Below are 17,248 nucleotides of genomic sequence, written 5' to 3'. Positions count from 1 at the left end.
GGGGCCTTGCCTTGACAGGCCTTCCCCCCGGCACCTAGCATGCCGCGCAATCTACGAGGAGCGCTGTCTTTAATGCAACCCCAGGCTTTCTATCGCGTGGTGGCGGACGACTTCACCGCCGTCGACGGCATCATCCGCCGCCAACTCACTTCCCGCGTTCCCCTGGTGGAAAAGATCGGCGACTACATCATCTCCGCCGGCGGCAAGCGCCTGCGTCCGCTGCTGGTGCTCCTCTCCGGCAAGGCCCTGGGCTATTCGGGCGATGACCTGAAGCTGCTGGCCGCCACCATCGAGTTCCTGCACACCTCCACCCTGCTGCACGACGATGTGGTCGACGCCTCCGGCCTGCGCCGTGGCCGCGCCACCGCCAATGCCCAGTGGGGCAACGCACCCAGCGTGCTGGTGGGCGACTTCCTGTATGCGCGCTCCTTCGAAATGATGGTCGAACTGGGCTCCATGCCGGTCATGCGCATCATTTCCCAGGCCACCCGCGTGATCGCTGAAGGCGAAGTGCTGCAGCTGTCCAAGGTCCGCGACGCCAGCACCACCGAAGAAACCTACATGGAAGTCATCCGCGGCAAGACCGCGATGCTCTTCGAAGCCTCCACCCACAGCGCCGCCGCGCTGGCCAATGCTCCGGCCGAGCAGGCCGAGGCGCTGCGCCTGTTCGGCGATGCCCTGGGCATCGCCTTCCAGCTGGTGGACGACCTGCTCGACTACCGCGGTGACGCCGCCAGCCTGGGCAAGAACGTCGGCGACGACCTCGCCGAAGGCAAACCCACCCTGCCGCTGATCGCCGCCATGCGCGACGGCACCCCGGAACAGGCCGCGCTGGTACGCAAAGCCATCCAGCAGGGCGGCAGCCAGGACCTGGAAGGCATCCGTGCCGCCGTGGAAGCCGCCGGCGCCCTGGACTACACCGCCAACCTGGCCCGCGAGTACGCCGCACGCGCCATCGACTGCCTGAAGGCGCTACCGGACAACGAATACCGCGCCGCGCTGATCGAGCTGGCCGAGTTCGCCGTCGCCCGCACGCACTGATCCAGCGCTGTTCGCAAAGCCCGCCCCGGTCCGCCGCGGCGGGCTTTTTATTGCCCGTCCGTTGACCCGGGGCAACGGATCATCGCCTGTGCAGGAAAATCTTCGATTGGGACTTGCTATTGAGATAATAAGAATTATTCTCAACAAACGATTCGCACGGAGGAACTGCCATGACCTACATGATCGATGCCTGGCTGGATCGCCCACACCCCTACCTGCGCATCCTGCACCGGGATACCGGGGAAGTCTGCGCGGTGCTGGAGGAAGACGCGCTGGACGAACTGCGCGAACAGGGCGGACTGGAGTTGTCGGAGCTATCCACCAGCGAGCCGGGTGTGCTCAAGGAGCTGGTGCGCAACCTGTTCCTGTTCTGTTACGCCCGCGCGCTGCGCTAGACGGTGCCTAGAAAAGCGGGTGCAATTAAGCGTTTACGACGGCGCAGGACGCGTCGTCGGTGCTCCGCCGCCCGGGAGGCGGATGCACAAAGGGACGCCGAAGCGCCCCTTTTCCTGCGGAGTCGCCAAGGATGGCGCTCCGCAGCGAACCTTCGGGAATCAGAGGATTTCCAGCAGCTCGACGTCGAACACCAGCACGCTGTGCGGCGGGATGCTGCCGACGGCCTGGCCACCATAGGCCAGCTCGCTCGGTACGTGCAGGCGCCACTTGCTGCCGGCGTTCATCAGCTGCAGGGCCTCGACCCAGCCGGCGATCACGCCGCCCACCGGGAATTCGGCCGGCTGGCCGCGATCGTAGGAGCTGTCGAACACGGTGCCGTCGACCAGGGTGCCGTGGTAGTGGGTACGCACGGTGTCTTCGCGGGACGGCTTGGCGCCCTCGCCTGCCACCAGCACTTCGAACTGCAGGCCGGACGGCAGGACGGTCACGCCTTCACGCTTGGCGTTCTCCACCAGGTACTCGCGACCAACGGCAGCGGCGGCTTCGGCTTTCGCCTGGGCCTCGGCCTGCATGCGCTCGCGGATCACCTGGAAGCTGGCGGACAGGGCTTCGCCCGGCACGCGGCTTTCCACGTTGGCATAGGCGTCGGACAGGCCGGCCAGGATGGCGTCGAGGGTCATGCCCGGAACCGGGTTCTCGCGCAGCTGGTCGCCGAGCTGACGGCCAATGCCGTAGCTGACGCGGGCTTCGTCGGTGGAAAGATTGAGTTCGCTCATGGCGGCGCTCCGCTGGGGGTTCAAAAAAGGGCCGCCAGCCTAGCACAGATGCTTCGCCGCCCCCACCGCCGCGGGCCTAGTGCAGCGGGATGAGCACGCCGTCGCCGATATCGAGTTCGTCCTGCATCCCGACCATCTCGTCATGCACCACGGCGTGCACCAACCGGAACGGTACCGTCGGCACCGCATGCAGCACCTCGCGGGCATGGGCGACGGAGCGCACGCTGAGCACATGCCCCATCACGTCCTGGATCGGATAGAAACGGCCCCCCATCCGCGCTTCCAGAACATAGATATCGCCTTCCAGCGACACCAGGTTGATCTCGTCGATATCCCCGGCGAGGGAGCGGTTGGTCAGTTCCTCGAGGGTCATGGGACACCTCCTGCACGTGGCTACATGCAAAAGTCTTGTACAGCCACCCGTCACCGCAAGGAGGAAACACAGCCGCCCGTCCGTTTCACAACGGCCGGGCGGCTGGAGAGACACCAGTAGGGATCAGTGGTCGTGGCGCGTGGTCTTGTCCAGGTAACCCATGGCGAACGCGGAGAGGACGAAGGTGAGGTGGATAATCACGTACCACATCAGCTTGTTGTCCGGGATGTTCTTGGCGTCCATGAAGATGCGCAGCAGGTGGATCGAGGAAATCGCCACGATGGAGGCGGCCACCTTATTCTTCAGCGAACTGGCGTCCATCTTGCCCAGCCAGCTGAGCTTCTCCTTGCTCTCGTCGATATCCAATTGAGAGACGAAGTTCTCGTAGCCCGAGAACATCACCATCACCAGCAGGCCGCCGACCAGCGCCATGTCGATCAGCGACAGCAGCACCAGGATCAGGTCCGCCTCGGCGATGCTGAAGATGCTCGGCAGGATGTGGAAGATTTCCTGGAAGAACTTGATGGTCAGCGCCAACAACGCCAGCGACAGGCCGATGTAGATCGGCGCCAGCAGCCAGCGGGCGGCGTACAGAGAGTTTTCGACGAAGCGTTCCATGGATCTCGCGGGGCTGTTCGGAAGTTTCGAAGTATAGCGAAGGCAATTTCCGGGCTGCCGCGCAATTCTGTGGACAAATATGTCAGCCGCCCGCGATCGGCAGGCGAAAGCCAGGCGCCACGAGCATCCGTTGCTTGGGCGACGTCCGGCGTCAGGATTCGGGGCGGAACTGATAATTCCCGAGATTGCGGCAACGCTCACCGTTCAGGCGGCGCAACTCGGCTTGCAGGTGCAGTTGCCAGATCGGCGGATCGCAAGCCTCGACGTAGCCCTGCTGGGCCAGGCAGTCGGAAATCGCTTCGAGCACACCCTCGGCGACGAAGGGCCCGAAGAACGGGCCTTGCGCCTTGATGGCGGTGGGTTGTGCGCCGGCCATGCCGGCCGCACACAACAAGGTCCAGAGTCCATTCTCTCCGGCCAGCGGCCTGATCGCGCATTCGATTCGCGTGGTCAGCCCCAGACAGGGGCGGATAAGGCAGAGGTTACGCGGCATGGCGGCACCCTCGCGGCTGTCCTGAGTTCGAGACTACACCCAGGTTCCGACACGCGAAAGCGCCGTTTTATCCACGCAGGCTGTGGATAAGCATGTGAACTGCGCGGGGGCAGGAGCGCCAGAGCACCGCCCCGCGTGGCGCGGAGCGGGCTGGTCAGGTTCTGCTCAGTCAGCGTCCTTCTTCTTGCGCGCCCGCTCCTTCTCCACCGGAGCCTTCGCCGCCTTGGCCTTGGCCACGGTTTCCTTGACCGGCTTTTCCTTCTCGTCTTCCTCCATGCCGATCTCGGAGATTTCCTTCAGGCGCTCGACGACACGGGCGTTCACGCTGTCCTTCGGAAAGTTGCCCTTGGCGTCCGGTGCACCGGCCGGCTGGCCAACCAGCAGGCTCAAGGCCTCGTCGGCCTGGCGAACCGCGTAGATATGGAACTGGCCGCTGCGCACCGCCTGCAGCACACGCTCATCCAGCATCAGGGTGCTGACGTTGGAGCGCGGGATGATCACCCCCTGCTCGCCGGTCAGGCCGCGGGCCTCGCAAAGACGGAAGAAGCCCTCGATCTTCTCGTTGACCCCACCGACCGCCTGCACCTCGCCGAACTGGTTGATCGAGCCGGTGATGGCGAAGCACTGCCGCAGCGGCGTGCGCGACAGCGCGGAGATCAGCGTGCAGACCTCGCCCAGCGAGGCACTGTCGCCGTCCACGTAGCCGTAGGACTGCTCCAGGGCGATGCTCGCCGAAATCTCCAGCGGGAATTCCTGCGCATAGCGGCTGCCGAGGTAGCCGGTGAGGATCATCACACCCTTGGAGTGGATCGGCTGGCCGAGGCTCACTTCGCGCTCGATATCGACGATGCCGCTGCCGCCGGGATAGACGGTGGCGGAAATTCGCGCTGGCACACCGAAGGCCGAATCACCGACTTCCAGCACCGTCAGGCCGTTGCACTTGCCGACGGCGGCGCCTTCGGTATCGATCAGGATGATGCCGGCCAGCATGTCGTCGAGGATGCGCCCGGACACCCGCCCGGTGCGGGTTTCCTTGGCCTTCAGGGCACGCTCGATGTGGCCGAGGTCAGTCACCTCTTCGTTCGCCAGCTGACGGATGAAGTCTGCCTCGCTGACCAGCTGGAACAGGTCGCTGATGCGCGCTGACAGGCGTCCCTGGTGCTCGGCCAGGCGCGCGCTGTAGGTCGCCAGGCGGGCGACGGCGGCACTGGTCAGCGGCGCCAGCCCCTCTTCCGAGGTGCGCGTTTTCAGCAGTTGGGCGAACTGTTCGAGGCTGTCCTCGCCCAGCGGGATGTCCTCGTCGAAGTCCACCAGGACGCGGAACATCTCCTGGAAGTCCGGGTCCAGGTCCTGCAGCGTGTAATAGATCTGCCGCGAACCGATGATGATCACCTTGATGTTCAGCGGGATCACCTGCGGCGTCAGGCTCATGGCCGCCAGGCGGCCCAGCTCGGCCAGCGGCGACTCCATCTTCAGCTGTCGCGAATGCAGCGCGCGCTTGAGCGCATCCCAGACGAACGGCTCGCTGAGCAGCTTCTCCGCTTCCAGCACCAGGAAGCCGCCATTGGCGCGGTGCAGTGCGCCCGGGCGCAGCTGGCGGTAGCTGGTGTACAGCGCGCCCTGGTCGGAGGCGTACTCGATGCGGCCGAACAGGTTGTCGTAGGTCGGGTGCGACTCGAAGATCACCGGCGCGCCACTGGTGGAATGGTGGCCGATCACCTGGTTGGGCGCGTATTGCTCTTCCAGGCTCTGCTTGCGCTGCGGGTCGGTGCGCTCGGCGTCCACCAGTTGGTCGACCACGGTCTTCAGCAGGTTGAGCTGCATGGCCTGCAGATAGGCGCTGACGCCGGAGTTGTTGTTGTACTTCTCCACCAGCGGCGCCAGCAGCGGCTGCAGCGCCAGGGTAATGGTTTCCTCGTTGAGCTGGCGCAGCTGGTTGCTGGATTCGCGCTTCCATTGCGGCAGGCTGGCCAGTTCCTCGTTGAGGTGCTCCTCCAGCGTGGCGATGTCGGCATGGAAGCGCTCGCGCTCGGCCTCGGGGAGCTGGGCAAATTCCGCTTCGTCCAGCGCCTTGCCCTCGCTCATCGGGGTGAAGGCGATGTTGGCGCTGTCGCGGTATAGCGCGACGTCCTTCTCCAGCGCCAGGCGCTCGACGGTGTCCAGGGCCTTGTCGTAGCGCTGATTGAAGGCGCGGTCGATGGCGCTCTTCTTCTGCTGGTAGGCCGGGCTCTCGAACACCGAAGGGAAGGTGGCAAGCAGGTTGTCGATCAGGTGATCGAAGTCGGCGCCGAAGTCCGCCGCACTGCCCGGCGGCAGTTCGATGGCACGCGGCTCGCGGGATTCATCGAAATTGTTGACGTAGACCCAGTCCGCCGGGGTCGGCAGGCGTTTGCCTTCTGCCTTCAGGTAGCGCTGCACGAACGAGAAGCGACCGGTGCCCGGCTCGCCCATGACGAACACGTTGTACCCCGGACGCGGCATCGCCACGCCGAACTGCAATGCCTCCACCGCGCGCTCCTGGCCGAGTACGCCAAGGAAGGGCTCCAGTTCGTCGGTGGTAGTGAAGGGGAATTGTTCGGGGAAGAAGGGACGGGTCAGTTCATCGGGCGCCAGGCGCAGGCCTGCAGCAACGGAATCGGGCATCGGAAATCCTTGCTTCGGGCGGCACGAGGCCGCGGAGAGTTGTCCGCATTCTCGCGCCGCCCGCGCGCCACTGGCAAGGCAGTATTGGTGACAGTTTCAGTCCACCGCATCAGCGCAGCGCAGGCAGTGCTCCGCCGCCGGCAGCGCCTGTAGCCGGCGCGCTTCGATCGGCTCTCCGCAGCGCACGCAGAAGCCGTAGGTGCCGTCCGCCAGGCGCAGGCGCGCCAGCCCGACCAACCGCATGCCCGCCTCCGCTTCCGCCAGCAGCGCACGCAGGACGTCGTCGTTCTGCCGCTGCTGGGCCTGTTCGGCGAAGTCCGGCGAATGGGTCCGGCCGAGATCGCGACGGATCGCCTCGGCGCGCCGGGAATACTCCGCCGCCAGTTGATCCAGGGTCGGACGCGGATCGAAATCGGCCATGGCGACCTCCTTGCAAGGGGAACTCCTTCAAGTGTGGCCCGTTCCAAGGCAACCGCCGCTGATGCCGATCAATAACCTGCAGGCAGGCGGCAGGAAGCCTGAACGCGCCGCACAGGAGCGCACCGGTTTCCTTGACACCCCGAGTTCATTCCTAAAAGCTTCAGGCGGCGCTGTTTGCTGTCAGCGACACCTGCCCGAACTTAAGAAAGAGAGAAAAACGATGAAAAGGATTCTGATCGGTACCCTCCTCGCCACCGCCTCCCTCAGTGCCCTGGCCGACGCTCCCGGTAGCGACGGTTGCGGCTGGGGCAACATGCTCTTCAAGGGCCAGCGCGGCACCGCCACCCACGTCCTGGCGGCCACCACGAACGGCACCAGCGGCAACAACACCTTCGGCATGACCACCGGCACCAACGGCTGCCACACCAACGGCGCCCTGACCTACGGCGGCAAGCCGATGATCGTGCTCAGCAGCATGATGGACGAGCTGTCCGAAGACATGGCCAAGGGTAACGGCGAAGCCCTGACCACCTACGCCGTAGTCCTGGGTGTAGCGCCGCAGGACCGCGCCCACTTCGCCGAGGTGACCCACCAGCACTTCGCCCAGATCTTCGACAAGTCCAACGTCACCGCCGAAGACGTCTATGCCAACACCCAGGCTGTCCTGAAACAGGACGCCCAACTGGCCAAGTACGCCGAACAGGCCTGACGGCCGCTCGCGAGCCCACCGCCACGGTGGGCTCACCCCTCCTTTTCCAGTAGTCCCCTCCATGCCCAAACGCCTGTTGCCCTGGATGGCGCTGTGCGCCTGCACCCCACTGTTCGCCGCACCACAGATCGCCCCAGAGCGCCTGCAGGCACTGGCCAGCGCCCCCTACTGGCTGGCCCTGGGGCACTACGAACACGCCAAGCTGGGCGGCTGGCGCAGCTTCGTCGACGACCCGAAGTTCTTCCTCGCCGCCGACGGCGAGCAGCACCCTGACGCCGAACTGGCCGCCACCGTGAAGGCGCTCTACGCACCCGCCGAGCTCGGCGACAAACACGCCCAGTGCGTCTATCCGGCGCGCACCCGCTGGCTGCGCCAGCAACTGCAACTCGACGACCTGCCGCCCGTGGCCTGCCAGGAGTACAAGACCTGGTACAGCGACATCAACCCGCACAGCGCGGTGCTGGTGTTCCCGGCGGCCTACCTGAACAGCCCGTCCTCGATGTTCGGCCACACCCTGCTGCGCATCGACCAGGCCGACGTCGACTCCGACAACACTGCCCTGCTGAGCTACGCGCTGAACTTCGGCGCCTACATCGAGGGCATGGACAACAGCATCCTCTACGCCTGGAAGGGCCTGATGGGCGGCTACCCCGGCCTGTTCGCCCTGGTGCCGTACCGCGAGAAGCTCTCCGAGTACAGCCGGCTGGAAAACCGCGACCTCTGGGAGTACCGCCTCAACCTCACGCCTGAAGAAACCGGGCGGATGGTCGAGCACGTCTGGGAGCTCAAGCAGGTCCGCTTCAAGTACTACTTCTTCGACGAGAACTGCTCGTTCCGCCTGCTGGAGCTGCTGGAGATCGCCCGGCCCGGCACCGAACTCACGGACCAGTTCCCGCTCACCGCCATCCCCACCGACACGGTGCGCGCGGTGAAGAATGCCGGGATGATCGACCGCATCGACTACCGCCCCTCCCGGGAGCGCGAGCTGCTCGCCCGCGGCGCACCGCTGAGCCACGACGAAAAGGTCCTGGCGCGCCAGCTGGCGGACGATGACCGGCTGCTCGACAGCCCCGAATTCAAGGCCTTGCCCGCCGACCGCCAGGCGCTGGTGCAGGACACCGCCTTCCGCCTGGTACGCTACCGCGCCACCGGCCAGGAACGCGACGCCGCCACGGCGTCGCGCAGCTACAACCTGCTCAAGGCGATCAACCAGAACCCGCCGCCGGCCCTGGCGGTGGAGCGTCCCGGCCAACCGGAAGACGGCCATGAGTCGCGCACCTGGCAGCTCGGCGCCGGCAGCCGCGATGGCGAGGCCTTCGCCCAATACGGCCTGCGCATGGCCTACCACGACCTCGCCGACAACCAGTACGGCTTCCCCCTCGGCGCGCAGATCGAACTCGGCCAGCTGAAGCTGCGCCAGTACGAGGGCAACCGCTGGCAACTGCAGCAACTGGACCTGGTCACCATCCGCTCGATGACGCCACGCAATGAACTGTTGCAACCGCTCTCCTGGCAGGTTTCCGGCGGTTGGGAGCGGGTACTCGGCAAGCACAGCGACGACGACCACGACACCCTGGTCGGCCATCTCAACGGCGGCGCCGGCGGCAGCTGGAAACTCAGCGACGAGCTGCAGGCCTACGCCCTGGGTACCGCGCGGATCGAGAACAACCAGGACTTCGCGGCGACCATCGCCCCGGCCCTGGGCTTCGACACCGGCCTGCTGTGGAGCAACCCGCTGGGCAACCTGACCCTGGAAGCCAAGGGCGACTACTTCCACAACGGCGAAGTGCGCCGCAACCTGAGCTTCGGCCAGCAGGTGGAACTGGGCCGCAACCTCGGCCTGCGCCTGTCGGCCCAGCGCGAGTTCAGCCAGTTGGCCACCCCGGTCAACGAAGTGATGCTGGAGCTGCGCTGGTACCACTACTGAGGCGCACTGCGCCTCAGTCCTTCAGCGCCGCCCAATCCAGGCCGAAACGGGCAAGGTACTTGCGCAGCCGGTCGGCGTCGTTGGGGTTCTGCTTCTCCTGGCGCGACACCGCGAACAGCTGGCGCCCGGCATCGGACAGGCTGCGCGCCTGCCGGCACACCGCGATGACCGCCTCCAGTTGCAGGCGGTCGAACAGATCCAGCGCCTCGGCGCCCTCGCCCAGCAGCGCCTCCACAGTGCCTTCCGGCTGCGCAGCGCCCCAGGAACGGCGCAGCCGGCCGATCTCCTCCTCCACCAGCGCCTCATCGATGCGCCCGCTGTCGGCCAGGGTCGCCATGCGCGTGATGGATGCCGACAACTCGCGGAAGTTGCCGCTCCACAACGCCTGCGCCGAGTTGGCGAAGACCAGGTAGCGCGTACGCGCCTCACGGTTGAAGCGCACCAGCCGGCCCTGCTCGTGGGCGTGGCGCTCCAGCTCGAAGTCGATGTTCGGCTCGATGTCCTCGCGGCGCCCGGCCAGCCCCGGCAGGTCGAAGGTCCAGAGGTTGATGCGGGCGAACAGGTCCTCGCGGAACAGCCCCTGGGCCACCCGCTCGCGCAAGTCGCGGTGGGTACCGGCGATCAGCTGGAAGTCGCTGCCCACTTCGCGGTCCGAGCCCAGCGGGAAGAAGCGCTTCTCCTCGATGGCCTTGAGCAGCATGGCCTGCTCGTCCAGGCCCAGTTCGCCGATCTCATCGAGGAACAGCATGCCGCCATCCGCCGCGCGCAGCAGCCCCTCGCGGGCGTTCTGCGCACCGGTGAAGGCGCCCTTGATATGGCCGAACAACGCGGACATGGCGCCATCGCCGCGCAACGTCGCGCAGTTCACCTCGACGAAGCGGCCCTGGAACTGGTGCCGGGCGCGCTTGAGTTCGTAGACGCGGCGGGCGAGGAAGGACTTGCCGGCGCCGGTCGGGCCGATCAGCAGCATCGGCGCACGGGAACGGCCGGCGACCCGTTCGATCTGCTCGATGGAGCGGTTGAATGCGGCGTTGCGCGTGGCGATGCCGGACTTGAGGAAGGCCAGGCTCTCTTCCTGCTCGCGACGGAAGCGCGTGGCGATGCGGTCGTAGCGCGACAGGTCGAGGTCGATCAGCGTCACCGTCCCTTCCGGGTGCCGCGCCTCGTCCTTGCGCCGCGACGGCGAGGCTTGCACCAGCCGAGCCGGCAGGTAGCGCGCCTCGGTCAGGAGGAACCAGCAGATCTGCGCGACGTGGGTCCCGGTGGTGATGTGCACCAGGTAGTCCTCGTGCTCGGTATCGAAGGCGTAGCCGCCGACGAAATCGTGCAGCGCGCCGTAGACCTCCTCGAAGTCCCACGGGTTGCGCAGCGCCATGGGCTGCAGGCGCACCTCGGTTTCCGGCGAGACGTGCCGAACGTCGTCGGCGATGCGCTCTGCCAGGCTCACGTCACGGGCGTCCAATCCGTGGATCAGCTCAAGGCGGTCGATCAGCAGGTCCTGCTGCTGGCACAGGCCAACGGTCGGCCGCCACTTCTGCCAGCGCGCCGCACCCTTGCCGACGCGATCCAGGGTCGAGCCGAGGAAGCCGATGGCGACGGTTTTCTTTGTCTGCATCATTTATCCAAAAAGATAAATACCGATCCAAAGATATCCATAAATCAGAAAATCCGCCAAACCCAAGAGACATCAAGGTTGTTATGAAAAATAATTAAATCGTTATTTATCAATTACTTGATAAAACAATTCAGCCAACCGAAACAAACCTGGCACGCCCCTCGCTATATCCCTCTCGACCGCATCGCTGATGCAGCCCACGGGCAGGGACTCCAATTCCCGCCGGTGCCCGAGCCCACCCCTGGTGTCGGCTTCGTGCATGCCGCTGCAGCAGTCACGGTCGATTGCGCGGTAGCTCAGCCCGGTAGAGCCCCCCCCTTCGAGGGAGAGGTCGCAGGTTCGAATCCTGCCCGCGCAGTTCGATAGCTCAGTCCGGTTAGAGCAGCCATCCACGAAATGGCCTGTCGCGGGTTCGACTCCCGCTCGAACACTGCCCTCCCACGGCAGTTACGCATGAATGCAACACCCCGCCGGTGCGGCGACGGGACAGGCAAAACGAGGCCAGGACGGCCGGATACGCCAAGGACCCGCAGCCACCGCCGGCCCGCCCGGTACGCGGACCGGGCTTGCGACAAGGCAGACGCTGGCCGAAGGAATCGGCCGCCTGGACAGGACGTCCGCAGCGCCCGCCTCTCGCAGGCTCCATCCGCGCCACCCGGCGGGCCGGCAAGCACCGGCACCAGGACAAGAGAAAAGAAGGAAGAGAGAAATGAAACTGCTGAAGCGCTTTACCGTGAAAAAGAACGAACGCGGCCTGCTGTACTCCGAAGGCGATTTCCTGGCCCTCCTCGAGCCGGGCATCCACCGCCATCTGGACCTGTACAACCGCCTGAGCGTGGAAACCTTCAGCCTGAACACCCCGCTGTTCGAGCACCGCCTGGCCGGTTACCTGCGCCAGTCCGAACCTGCACTGGTCGAACGCTACTTCACCCGCATGGACCTGACCGAGAACGAAGCAGGCCTGCGCTTCGAAGACGGCGTGCTGGCGGAAATCCTGCCGCCGGGCAGCCGCCGGCTGTACTGGAAGGGCCAGACCGAACAGCGCCTGGAGCGCATCGACCTGAGCCAGGACTACCGGCTGGCCGCCCCGCTGCTGGCCCAACTGAGCCAGCCTAACCTGCGCGGCCGCAGCCTCGCCGGCCTGGACGCGGTACTGATGGCGCAAGTGCCGGCCTACCAGGTCGGCGTACTGAAGGTCGACGGCGCGGTCGTCGAACTGCTGCCGGCGGGCCAGTACGGCTTCTGGCGCTACAACCGCCAGGTGAGCGTGGAGCTGATCGACACCCGTATCCAGGCGCTGGAAGTCAGCGGCCAGGAAATCCTCACCCGCGACAAGGTGAGCCTGCGCCTGAACCTGGCCGCCAACTGGCACTACAGCGACGTACTGATGGCGTACTCGCGCCTGTCCAAGCCGCTGGAGCACCTGTACCGCGAGCTGCAGTTCGGCCTGCGGGCGGCGGTGGGCACCCGCTCGCTGGATGAACTGCTGGAGAACAAGCAGCTCATCGACGAGTCGGTCGGCGCCCACCTCAAGGAACGGCTGTCCGGCACCGGCATCGAGGTCAGCGGACTGGGCGTGCGCGACATCATCCTGCCGGGCGAGATGAAGGCGCTGCTGGCCCAGGTGGTGGAAGCGGAGAAGGCCGCGCAGGCCAACGTGATCCGCCGCCGCGAGGAAACCTCGGCGACCCGCTCGCTGCTGAACACGGCCAAGGTGATGGAAGAAAACCCCACCGCCCTGCGCCTGAAGGAACTGGAAACCCTGGAACGGGTGGCCGAGCGGATCGACCGCATCTCGGTATTCGGCGGCCTGGATCAGGTGTTGAATGGACTGGTAACGCTGAAGCAGGCCTGAACAGGGCCTGCCCGGCGAAGGAGAAGGTGCCGTGAAAAGCAACAAGCAACGCCGGCGGGAAATTCGCCTGGCGCGAGAACGTCGCAAGGCGAGGAAGACTCGGCCCATTGAACAGCCCATGGCCCCAGCCGGCCCCGTGGGCACCTTCCCGGTCAGCCGCTCCAACCTGGCGCCTTACAACAGCTATGGCGATCCACTTTTTGTCCGGCGCGGTTGGTACGAGGATAAGACCTTTACCTGCCAGGACTGCGGAGCCCGGGAAACCTGGACCGCCGCACAGCAGAAGTGGTGGTACGAGGACTGCAAAGGGCAGGTCTATTCCACGGCCATACGCTGCCGAGCGTGCCGATTGAACAAACGAATTCGCGACGGCCGGGCGCAACCCGCTCCCGGTCAGCTCGCCCCCGAACCAAAGAGATTCAGCGCATGAAAAACACCACGTTCCAACTGCTGGAAGTCGCCAACGGCAAGCCGATCAAGCTCTGGACCCAGGGCGTGCCGGTGGAGGAGGACGCCCGCCAGCAACTGATGAACACCGCGAAGATGCCGTTCATCTTCAAGCACCTGGCCGTGATGCCGGACGTGCACCTGGGCAAAGGCTCGACCATCGGCAGCGTGATCCCCACCCGGGGCGCGATCATCCCGGCTGCGGTCGGCGTGGATATCGGCTGCGGCATGATCGCCGCACGCACCTCGCTGATGGCGGCCGACCTGCCGGACAACCTGCACGGCCTGCGCAGCGCCATCGAGAAGGCCGTGCCCCACGGCAAGACCTTCGGCCGCCGCGACCAGGGCGCCTGGGAGAACGTACCGGAGCACGCCGATGACGCCTGGAAGGCACTGGCCGGCCGCTTCAAGGCGATCACCGGCAAGTACCCGAAGCTGGAGAAGACCAACAACCGCCACCACCTGGGAACCCTCGGGACCGGCAACCACTTCATCGAGGTCTGCCTCGACGAGGCCGACCGCGTGTGGTTCATGCTGCACAGCGGGTCGCGCGGCGTGGGCAATGCCATCGGCAACCTGTTCATCGAACTGGCCCAGGCCGATATGCGCCAGCACATCGCCAACCTGCCGGACCGCGACCTGGCCTACTTCGAGGAAGGCAGCCGGCACTTCGACGACTATGTGGAAGCCGTGGGCTGGGCCCAGGACTTCGCCCGGCAGAACCGCGAGCTGATGATGCGCGCGGTGATCGCCGCCGCTCGGCAAGTGATCCGCAAGCCGTTCGAGGCCAGCCTGGAAGCGGTGAACTGCCACCACAACTACGTGCAGAAGGAACGCCACTTTGGCGAAGAGATCCTGGTGACCCGCAAGGGCGCGGTGTCCGCGCAGAAGGGCGAACTCGGGATCATCCCCGGCTCGATGGGTGCCAAGAGCTTCATCGTCCGCGGGCTGGGTAACGAGGAGGCCTTCTGCTCGTGCAGCCACGGCGCCGGCCGGACCATGAGCCGAACCCGCGCCAAGAAGCTGTTCACCGTGGAAGACCAGGTGCGCGCCACCGCCCACGTCGAATGCCGAAAGGACAAGGATGTGATCGACGAGATCCCCATGGCCTACAAGGACATCGACGCGGTGATGAACGCCCAGCGCGAGCTGGTGGAAGTGCTGCATACCCTGCGTCAGGTGGTGTGCGTGAAGGGATAGAGCGGCGCGGGCTGAGACAGCTCGCGTCGACTGCAAGACAAGGAATCGAACGATGAACAAGGACCTGATCGAACTCGATGGCGCCGAAGGCGGCGGGCAGATCCTGCGCAGCGCGCTGAGCCTGTCGATGATCACCGGCAAGGCGCTGCGCATCGTCAATATCCGTGGCCGGCGCTCACGGCCGGGGCTGTTGCGTCAGCACCTGACGGCGGTGCGGGCGGCAGCGGAAATCAGCGGGGCGGCGGTGGATGGTGCGGAGCTGGGTTCGCGCAGCCTGACCTTCCGCCCCGGTGCGATCCACGGCGGCGACTACCGCTTCACCATCGGCAGCGCGGGCAGCGCCGTGCTGGTGCTGCAAACCCTGCTGCCAGCGCTGCTGTTCGCCGATGCACCGAGCCGCCTTGCGATCAGCGGCGGCACCCACAACCCGCTGGCGCCGCCGGCGGACTTCATCGAGCGCAGTTGGCTGCCGCTGCTGCGGCGCATGGGTGCGCACGTGGATTTCGAGCTGCTGCGCCACGGCTTCATGCCGGCCGGTGGCGGCGAGCTGGCAGTGCGCGTGCAGCCCGGCGAACTGCAGCCGTTGCATCTGATGGAGGTGGGGCCCGAGCGCTCGCGTTCAGCCCGCGTCCTGCTGACGGGCGTGCCCGGCCACGTCGCCGAGCGCGAGATGGAGCGAGTCCGCCGCCACAAGGGATGGAGCACTGCCAGCACCAAGGTGGTACGCCTGCCCGAAGACCAGGGACCGGGTAACGCCCTGCTGCTGGATATCGAGTGCGAACACCTGACACTGGTGTTCTGCGCCTTCGGCCAGCCGGGCATCAGCGCCGAGCGGGTCGCCGACCAGGCGCTGCGGCAGGCCGATGCGTGGCGCGGCAGCGGTACCGCCGTGGACGAGCACCTGGCGGACCAGTTGTTGCTGCCGATGGCCCTGGCCGGCGGCGGCAGCTTCACCACACCGCTGCTGAGCGATCACCTGCGGTGCAACCGCGCGGTCATCGAGGCCTTTCTGCCGGTACGCATCCACTGCCAGCCGACGACGGCAGACGGGCAGCACATCGCGATCACGCCGGCTTGACGCTTTCCTCACAGCTCGCTGGATAGATTGCCGCCATGCCCCTGCCGGGGCGTGCCTCTCCATCCGGCGCGTGCGCCCGCCCAGTGGCACACGGGAGTTTCCATGGCGCCCCGCGCCATCTTCATCCTGCTTCTACTCGCGCCGCTGGCCGGTTGCGAGACAACCCACCAGACGCTCATCGCCCAAGGCTATCCGCCCGCCTACGCCGACGGCTTCGACGATGGCTGCGGCAGTGGCCGCCAGGCAGCGGGCGCCATCACCGGCGAGTTCCGCAAGAACGTGTCGCGTTATCTCGCCGACAAGCCGTATGCCCTCGGCTGGAGCGATGGCTTCCAGCAGTGCCAGGGCCAGTACCTGAGCCAGGAACGCCAACGCTATGAGTCGCAGCGCAACAGTGATCGCGACCGCGACTGGGAGCGGGAGAAGGACCGCGCACTGACCCGCCCCCTGCACGGGAACTGAGACTGCCGCAACACTTCGAGGCGAACACGCCCACCCATTTGATTTCCGTCAATCCAGCCGGATCGACCCTGCCCTCTCCTTGAACTCGGACAAGCCCCAATAGCCCGAGAGTGGAGACGCCCGATGCAGCCCTTCAAACTGTCCCTGACCGCCCTGTTGCTGGCGCTGAGCAGCGCCGCCACCTGCGCGAATGCCGATGCCCTGCGCGACCACGCCAACAGCCTCTTCAAGCCCATCCCGGAGCAGGCCAGCGACACGCTCGACCCCGGCCAGATCGAGCTGGGCCGGCAGCTGTTCTTCGAGCCCCGCCTGTCCGCCAGCCACGTGATCAGCTGCAACACCTGCCACAACATCGGCACCGGCGGCGCCGACAACGTGCCGACCTCCAGCGGCCATGCCTGGCAGAAAGGCGCACGCAACTCGCCCACGGTGTTCAACGCGGTGTTCAACGTCGCGCAGTTCTGGGATGGCCGCGCCAAGGACCTGGAGGAACAGGCCAAGGGCCCGGTGCAGAACCCGGTGGAGATGCACAACACGCCGAAGAACGTCGAGGCCACGCTGAGGAGCATGCCCGAGTACGTCGCGGCATTCGGCAAGGCCTTCCCCGGCGACAATCAGCCGGTCAGCTTCGACAACATGGCTCGCGCCCTGCAGGCCTTCGAATCGACCCTGATCACCCCCGACTCGCGCTTCGACCTCTACCTCAAGGGTGACGACAACGCCCTCGACGCCAGGGAGAAGAAGGGCCTGCAGACCTTCATGAGCTCCGGCTGCATCAGCTGCCACAACGGCGTGAACCTGGGCGGCCAGGCCTACTTCCCGTTCGGCCTGGTGAAGAAACCGGACGACAAGGTTCTGCCCAGTGGCGACAAGGGCCGCTTCGAGGTGACCAAGACGCCGAACGACCAGTACGTGTTCCGCGCCGCGCCACTGCGCAACGTGGCGCTGACCGCACCGTATTTCCACAGCGGACAGGTCTGGAGCCTGGAGGAAGCGGTGGCGATCATGGGCACTGCGCAACTGGGGAAACAGCTCTCCACGGAGGAAGTCGGGGATATCGTCGCCTTCCTCAAGACCCTCACCGGCAAGCAGCCGCAGGTGGAGTACCCGATTCTGCCGCCGAGCACCGCGACCACGCCGCGGCCGGTGGATTGATCGAATCAACACCGCTGGGCACACACTGCACCGGCTGAAA

The 17,248-nt window shown here is 66.0% G+C and carries 17 protein-coding genes and 1 tRNA gene; 11 read left to right on the top strand and 7 right to left on the bottom strand.

What is annotated here, in order from left to right; genetic code table 11:
* Window positions 1–72 precede the first annotated feature (72 nt).
* A complete protein-coding gene (locus tag ACNFBT_RS15110; protein WP_416750587.1) occupies window positions 73–1,041 on the top strand; it encodes a polyprenyl synthetase family protein in 969 nt (322 codons plus the stop codon).
* Window positions 1,042–1,211: 170 nt separating this feature from the next.
* Window positions 1,212–1,436 carry a hypothetical protein gene (locus ACNFBT_RS15105; protein ID WP_416750584.1) on the top strand — a complete coding sequence of 75 codons (225 nt, stop codon included), beginning with the start codon at window positions 1,212–1,214 and terminating at the stop codon, window positions 1,434–1,436.
* A gap of 159 nt (window positions 1,437–1,595) precedes the next feature.
* Here the strand turns inward: ACNFBT_RS15105 and ACNFBT_RS15100 are convergent, their stop codons facing one another.
* The 6 genes from ACNFBT_RS15100 to ACNFBT_RS15075 form a co-directional block, all read right to left on the bottom strand.
* Entirely contained in the window at window positions 1,596–2,213 is a 618-nt protein-coding gene (locus tag ACNFBT_RS15100) for an FKBP-type peptidyl-prolyl cis-trans isomerase (RefSeq protein ID WP_416750581.1), read from the bottom strand.
* Window positions 2,214–2,289: 76 nt separating this feature from the next.
* Complete coding sequence (locus ACNFBT_RS15095; protein ID WP_416750579.1) at window positions 2,290–2,586, bottom strand: DUF6482 family protein; 297 nt, start codon at window positions 2,584–2,586, stop codon at window positions 2,290–2,292.
* A gap of 123 nt (window positions 2,587–2,709) precedes the next feature.
* Window positions 2,710–3,204 carry a TIGR00645 family protein gene (locus tag ACNFBT_RS15090; RefSeq protein WP_416750577.1) on the bottom strand — a complete coding sequence of 165 codons (495 nt, stop codon included), beginning with the start codon at window positions 3,202–3,204 and terminating at the stop codon, window positions 2,710–2,712.
* A gap of 151 nt (window positions 3,205–3,355) precedes the next feature.
* On the bottom strand, window positions 3,356–3,697 hold the full coding sequence (locus ACNFBT_RS15085; RefSeq protein WP_416750575.1) for a hypothetical protein: 342 nt from the start codon (window positions 3,695–3,697) through the stop codon (window positions 3,356–3,358).
* A 165-nt stretch (window positions 3,698–3,862) separates the two neighbouring features.
* Complete coding sequence (locus ACNFBT_RS15080; protein ID WP_416750573.1) at window positions 3,863–6,340, bottom strand: Lon protease family protein; 2,478 nt, start codon at window positions 6,338–6,340, stop codon at window positions 3,863–3,865.
* A gap of 96 nt (window positions 6,341–6,436) precedes the next feature.
* Window positions 6,437–6,760, bottom strand: coding sequence for a TraR/DksA family transcriptional regulator (locus tag ACNFBT_RS15075; RefSeq protein ID WP_416750571.1), 324 nt, complete (start codon window positions 6,758–6,760; stop codon window positions 6,437–6,439).
* A 220-nt stretch (window positions 6,761–6,980) separates the two neighbouring features.
* Between ACNFBT_RS15075 and ACNFBT_RS15070 the strand changes: the two genes are divergently transcribed.
* Window positions 6,981–7,469: a DUF3015 domain-containing protein gene (locus ACNFBT_RS15070; RefSeq protein WP_416750569.1), complete on the top strand. Its 489-nt coding sequence runs from the start codon at window positions 6,981–6,983 to the stop codon at window positions 7,467–7,469.
* A gap of 61 nt (window positions 7,470–7,530) precedes the next feature.
* A complete protein-coding gene (locus tag ACNFBT_RS15065; RefSeq protein WP_416750567.1) occupies window positions 7,531–9,396 on the top strand; it encodes a DUF4105 domain-containing protein in 1,866 nt (621 codons plus the stop codon).
* A gap of 13 nt (window positions 9,397–9,409) precedes the next feature.
* Here the strand turns inward: ACNFBT_RS15065 and rtcR are convergent, their stop codons facing one another.
* Complete coding sequence (gene rtcR, locus ACNFBT_RS15060; RefSeq protein WP_416750565.1) at window positions 9,410–11,011, bottom strand: RNA repair transcriptional activator RtcR; 1,602 nt, start codon at window positions 11,009–11,011, stop codon at window positions 9,410–9,412.
* Between the two features lie 285 nt (window positions 11,012–11,296).
* Between rtcR and ACNFBT_RS15055 the strand changes: the two genes are divergently transcribed.
* The 7 genes from ACNFBT_RS15055 (at window position 11,297) to ACNFBT_RS15025 (ending at window position 17,208) form a co-directional block, all read left to right on the top strand.
* A tRNA-OTHER gene (locus ACNFBT_RS15055) sits at window positions 11,297–11,369 on the top strand.
* A 351-nt stretch (window positions 11,370–11,720) separates the two neighbouring features.
* Window positions 11,721–12,866: a slipin family protein gene (locus tag ACNFBT_RS15050; RefSeq protein ID WP_416750563.1), complete on the top strand. Its 1,146-nt coding sequence runs from the start codon at window positions 11,721–11,723 to the stop codon at window positions 12,864–12,866.
* A gap of 31 nt (window positions 12,867–12,897) precedes the next feature.
* Window positions 12,898–13,296, top strand: coding sequence for a zinc-ribbon domain-containing protein (locus ACNFBT_RS15045; RefSeq protein WP_416750561.1), 399 nt, complete (start codon window positions 12,898–12,900; stop codon window positions 13,294–13,296).
* Entirely contained in the window at window positions 13,293–14,513 is a 1,221-nt protein-coding gene (locus tag ACNFBT_RS15040; RefSeq protein ID WP_416750559.1) for an RtcB family protein, read from the top strand. The genes ACNFBT_RS15045 and ACNFBT_RS15040 overlap by 4 nt, the downstream gene beginning before the upstream one ends.
* A 52-nt stretch (window positions 14,514–14,565) precedes the next feature.
* Entirely contained in the window at window positions 14,566–15,591 is a 1,026-nt protein-coding gene (gene rtcA / locus ACNFBT_RS15035) for an RNA 3'-terminal phosphate cyclase (RefSeq protein ID WP_416750557.1), read from the top strand.
* Window positions 15,592–15,693: 102 nt separating this feature from the next.
* On the top strand, window positions 15,694–16,053 hold the full coding sequence (locus ACNFBT_RS15030; protein ID WP_416750555.1) for a hypothetical protein: 360 nt from the start codon (window positions 15,694–15,696) through the stop codon (window positions 16,051–16,053).
* A gap of 123 nt (window positions 16,054–16,176) precedes the next feature.
* Window positions 16,177–17,208: a cytochrome-c peroxidase gene (locus ACNFBT_RS15025; RefSeq protein ID WP_416750554.1), complete on the top strand. Its 1,032-nt coding sequence runs from the start codon at window positions 16,177–16,179 to the stop codon at window positions 17,206–17,208.
* Window positions 17,209–17,248 lie beyond the last annotated feature (40 nt).

Origin of the sequence: Pseudomonas sp. NY15181 (assembly GCF_048068055.1) — a bacterium.
Classification (GTDB): domain Bacteria; phylum Pseudomonadota; class Gammaproteobacteria; order Pseudomonadales; family Pseudomonadaceae; genus Pseudomonas.
This window is presented reverse-complemented; position numbering and strand designations above follow the sequence as displayed.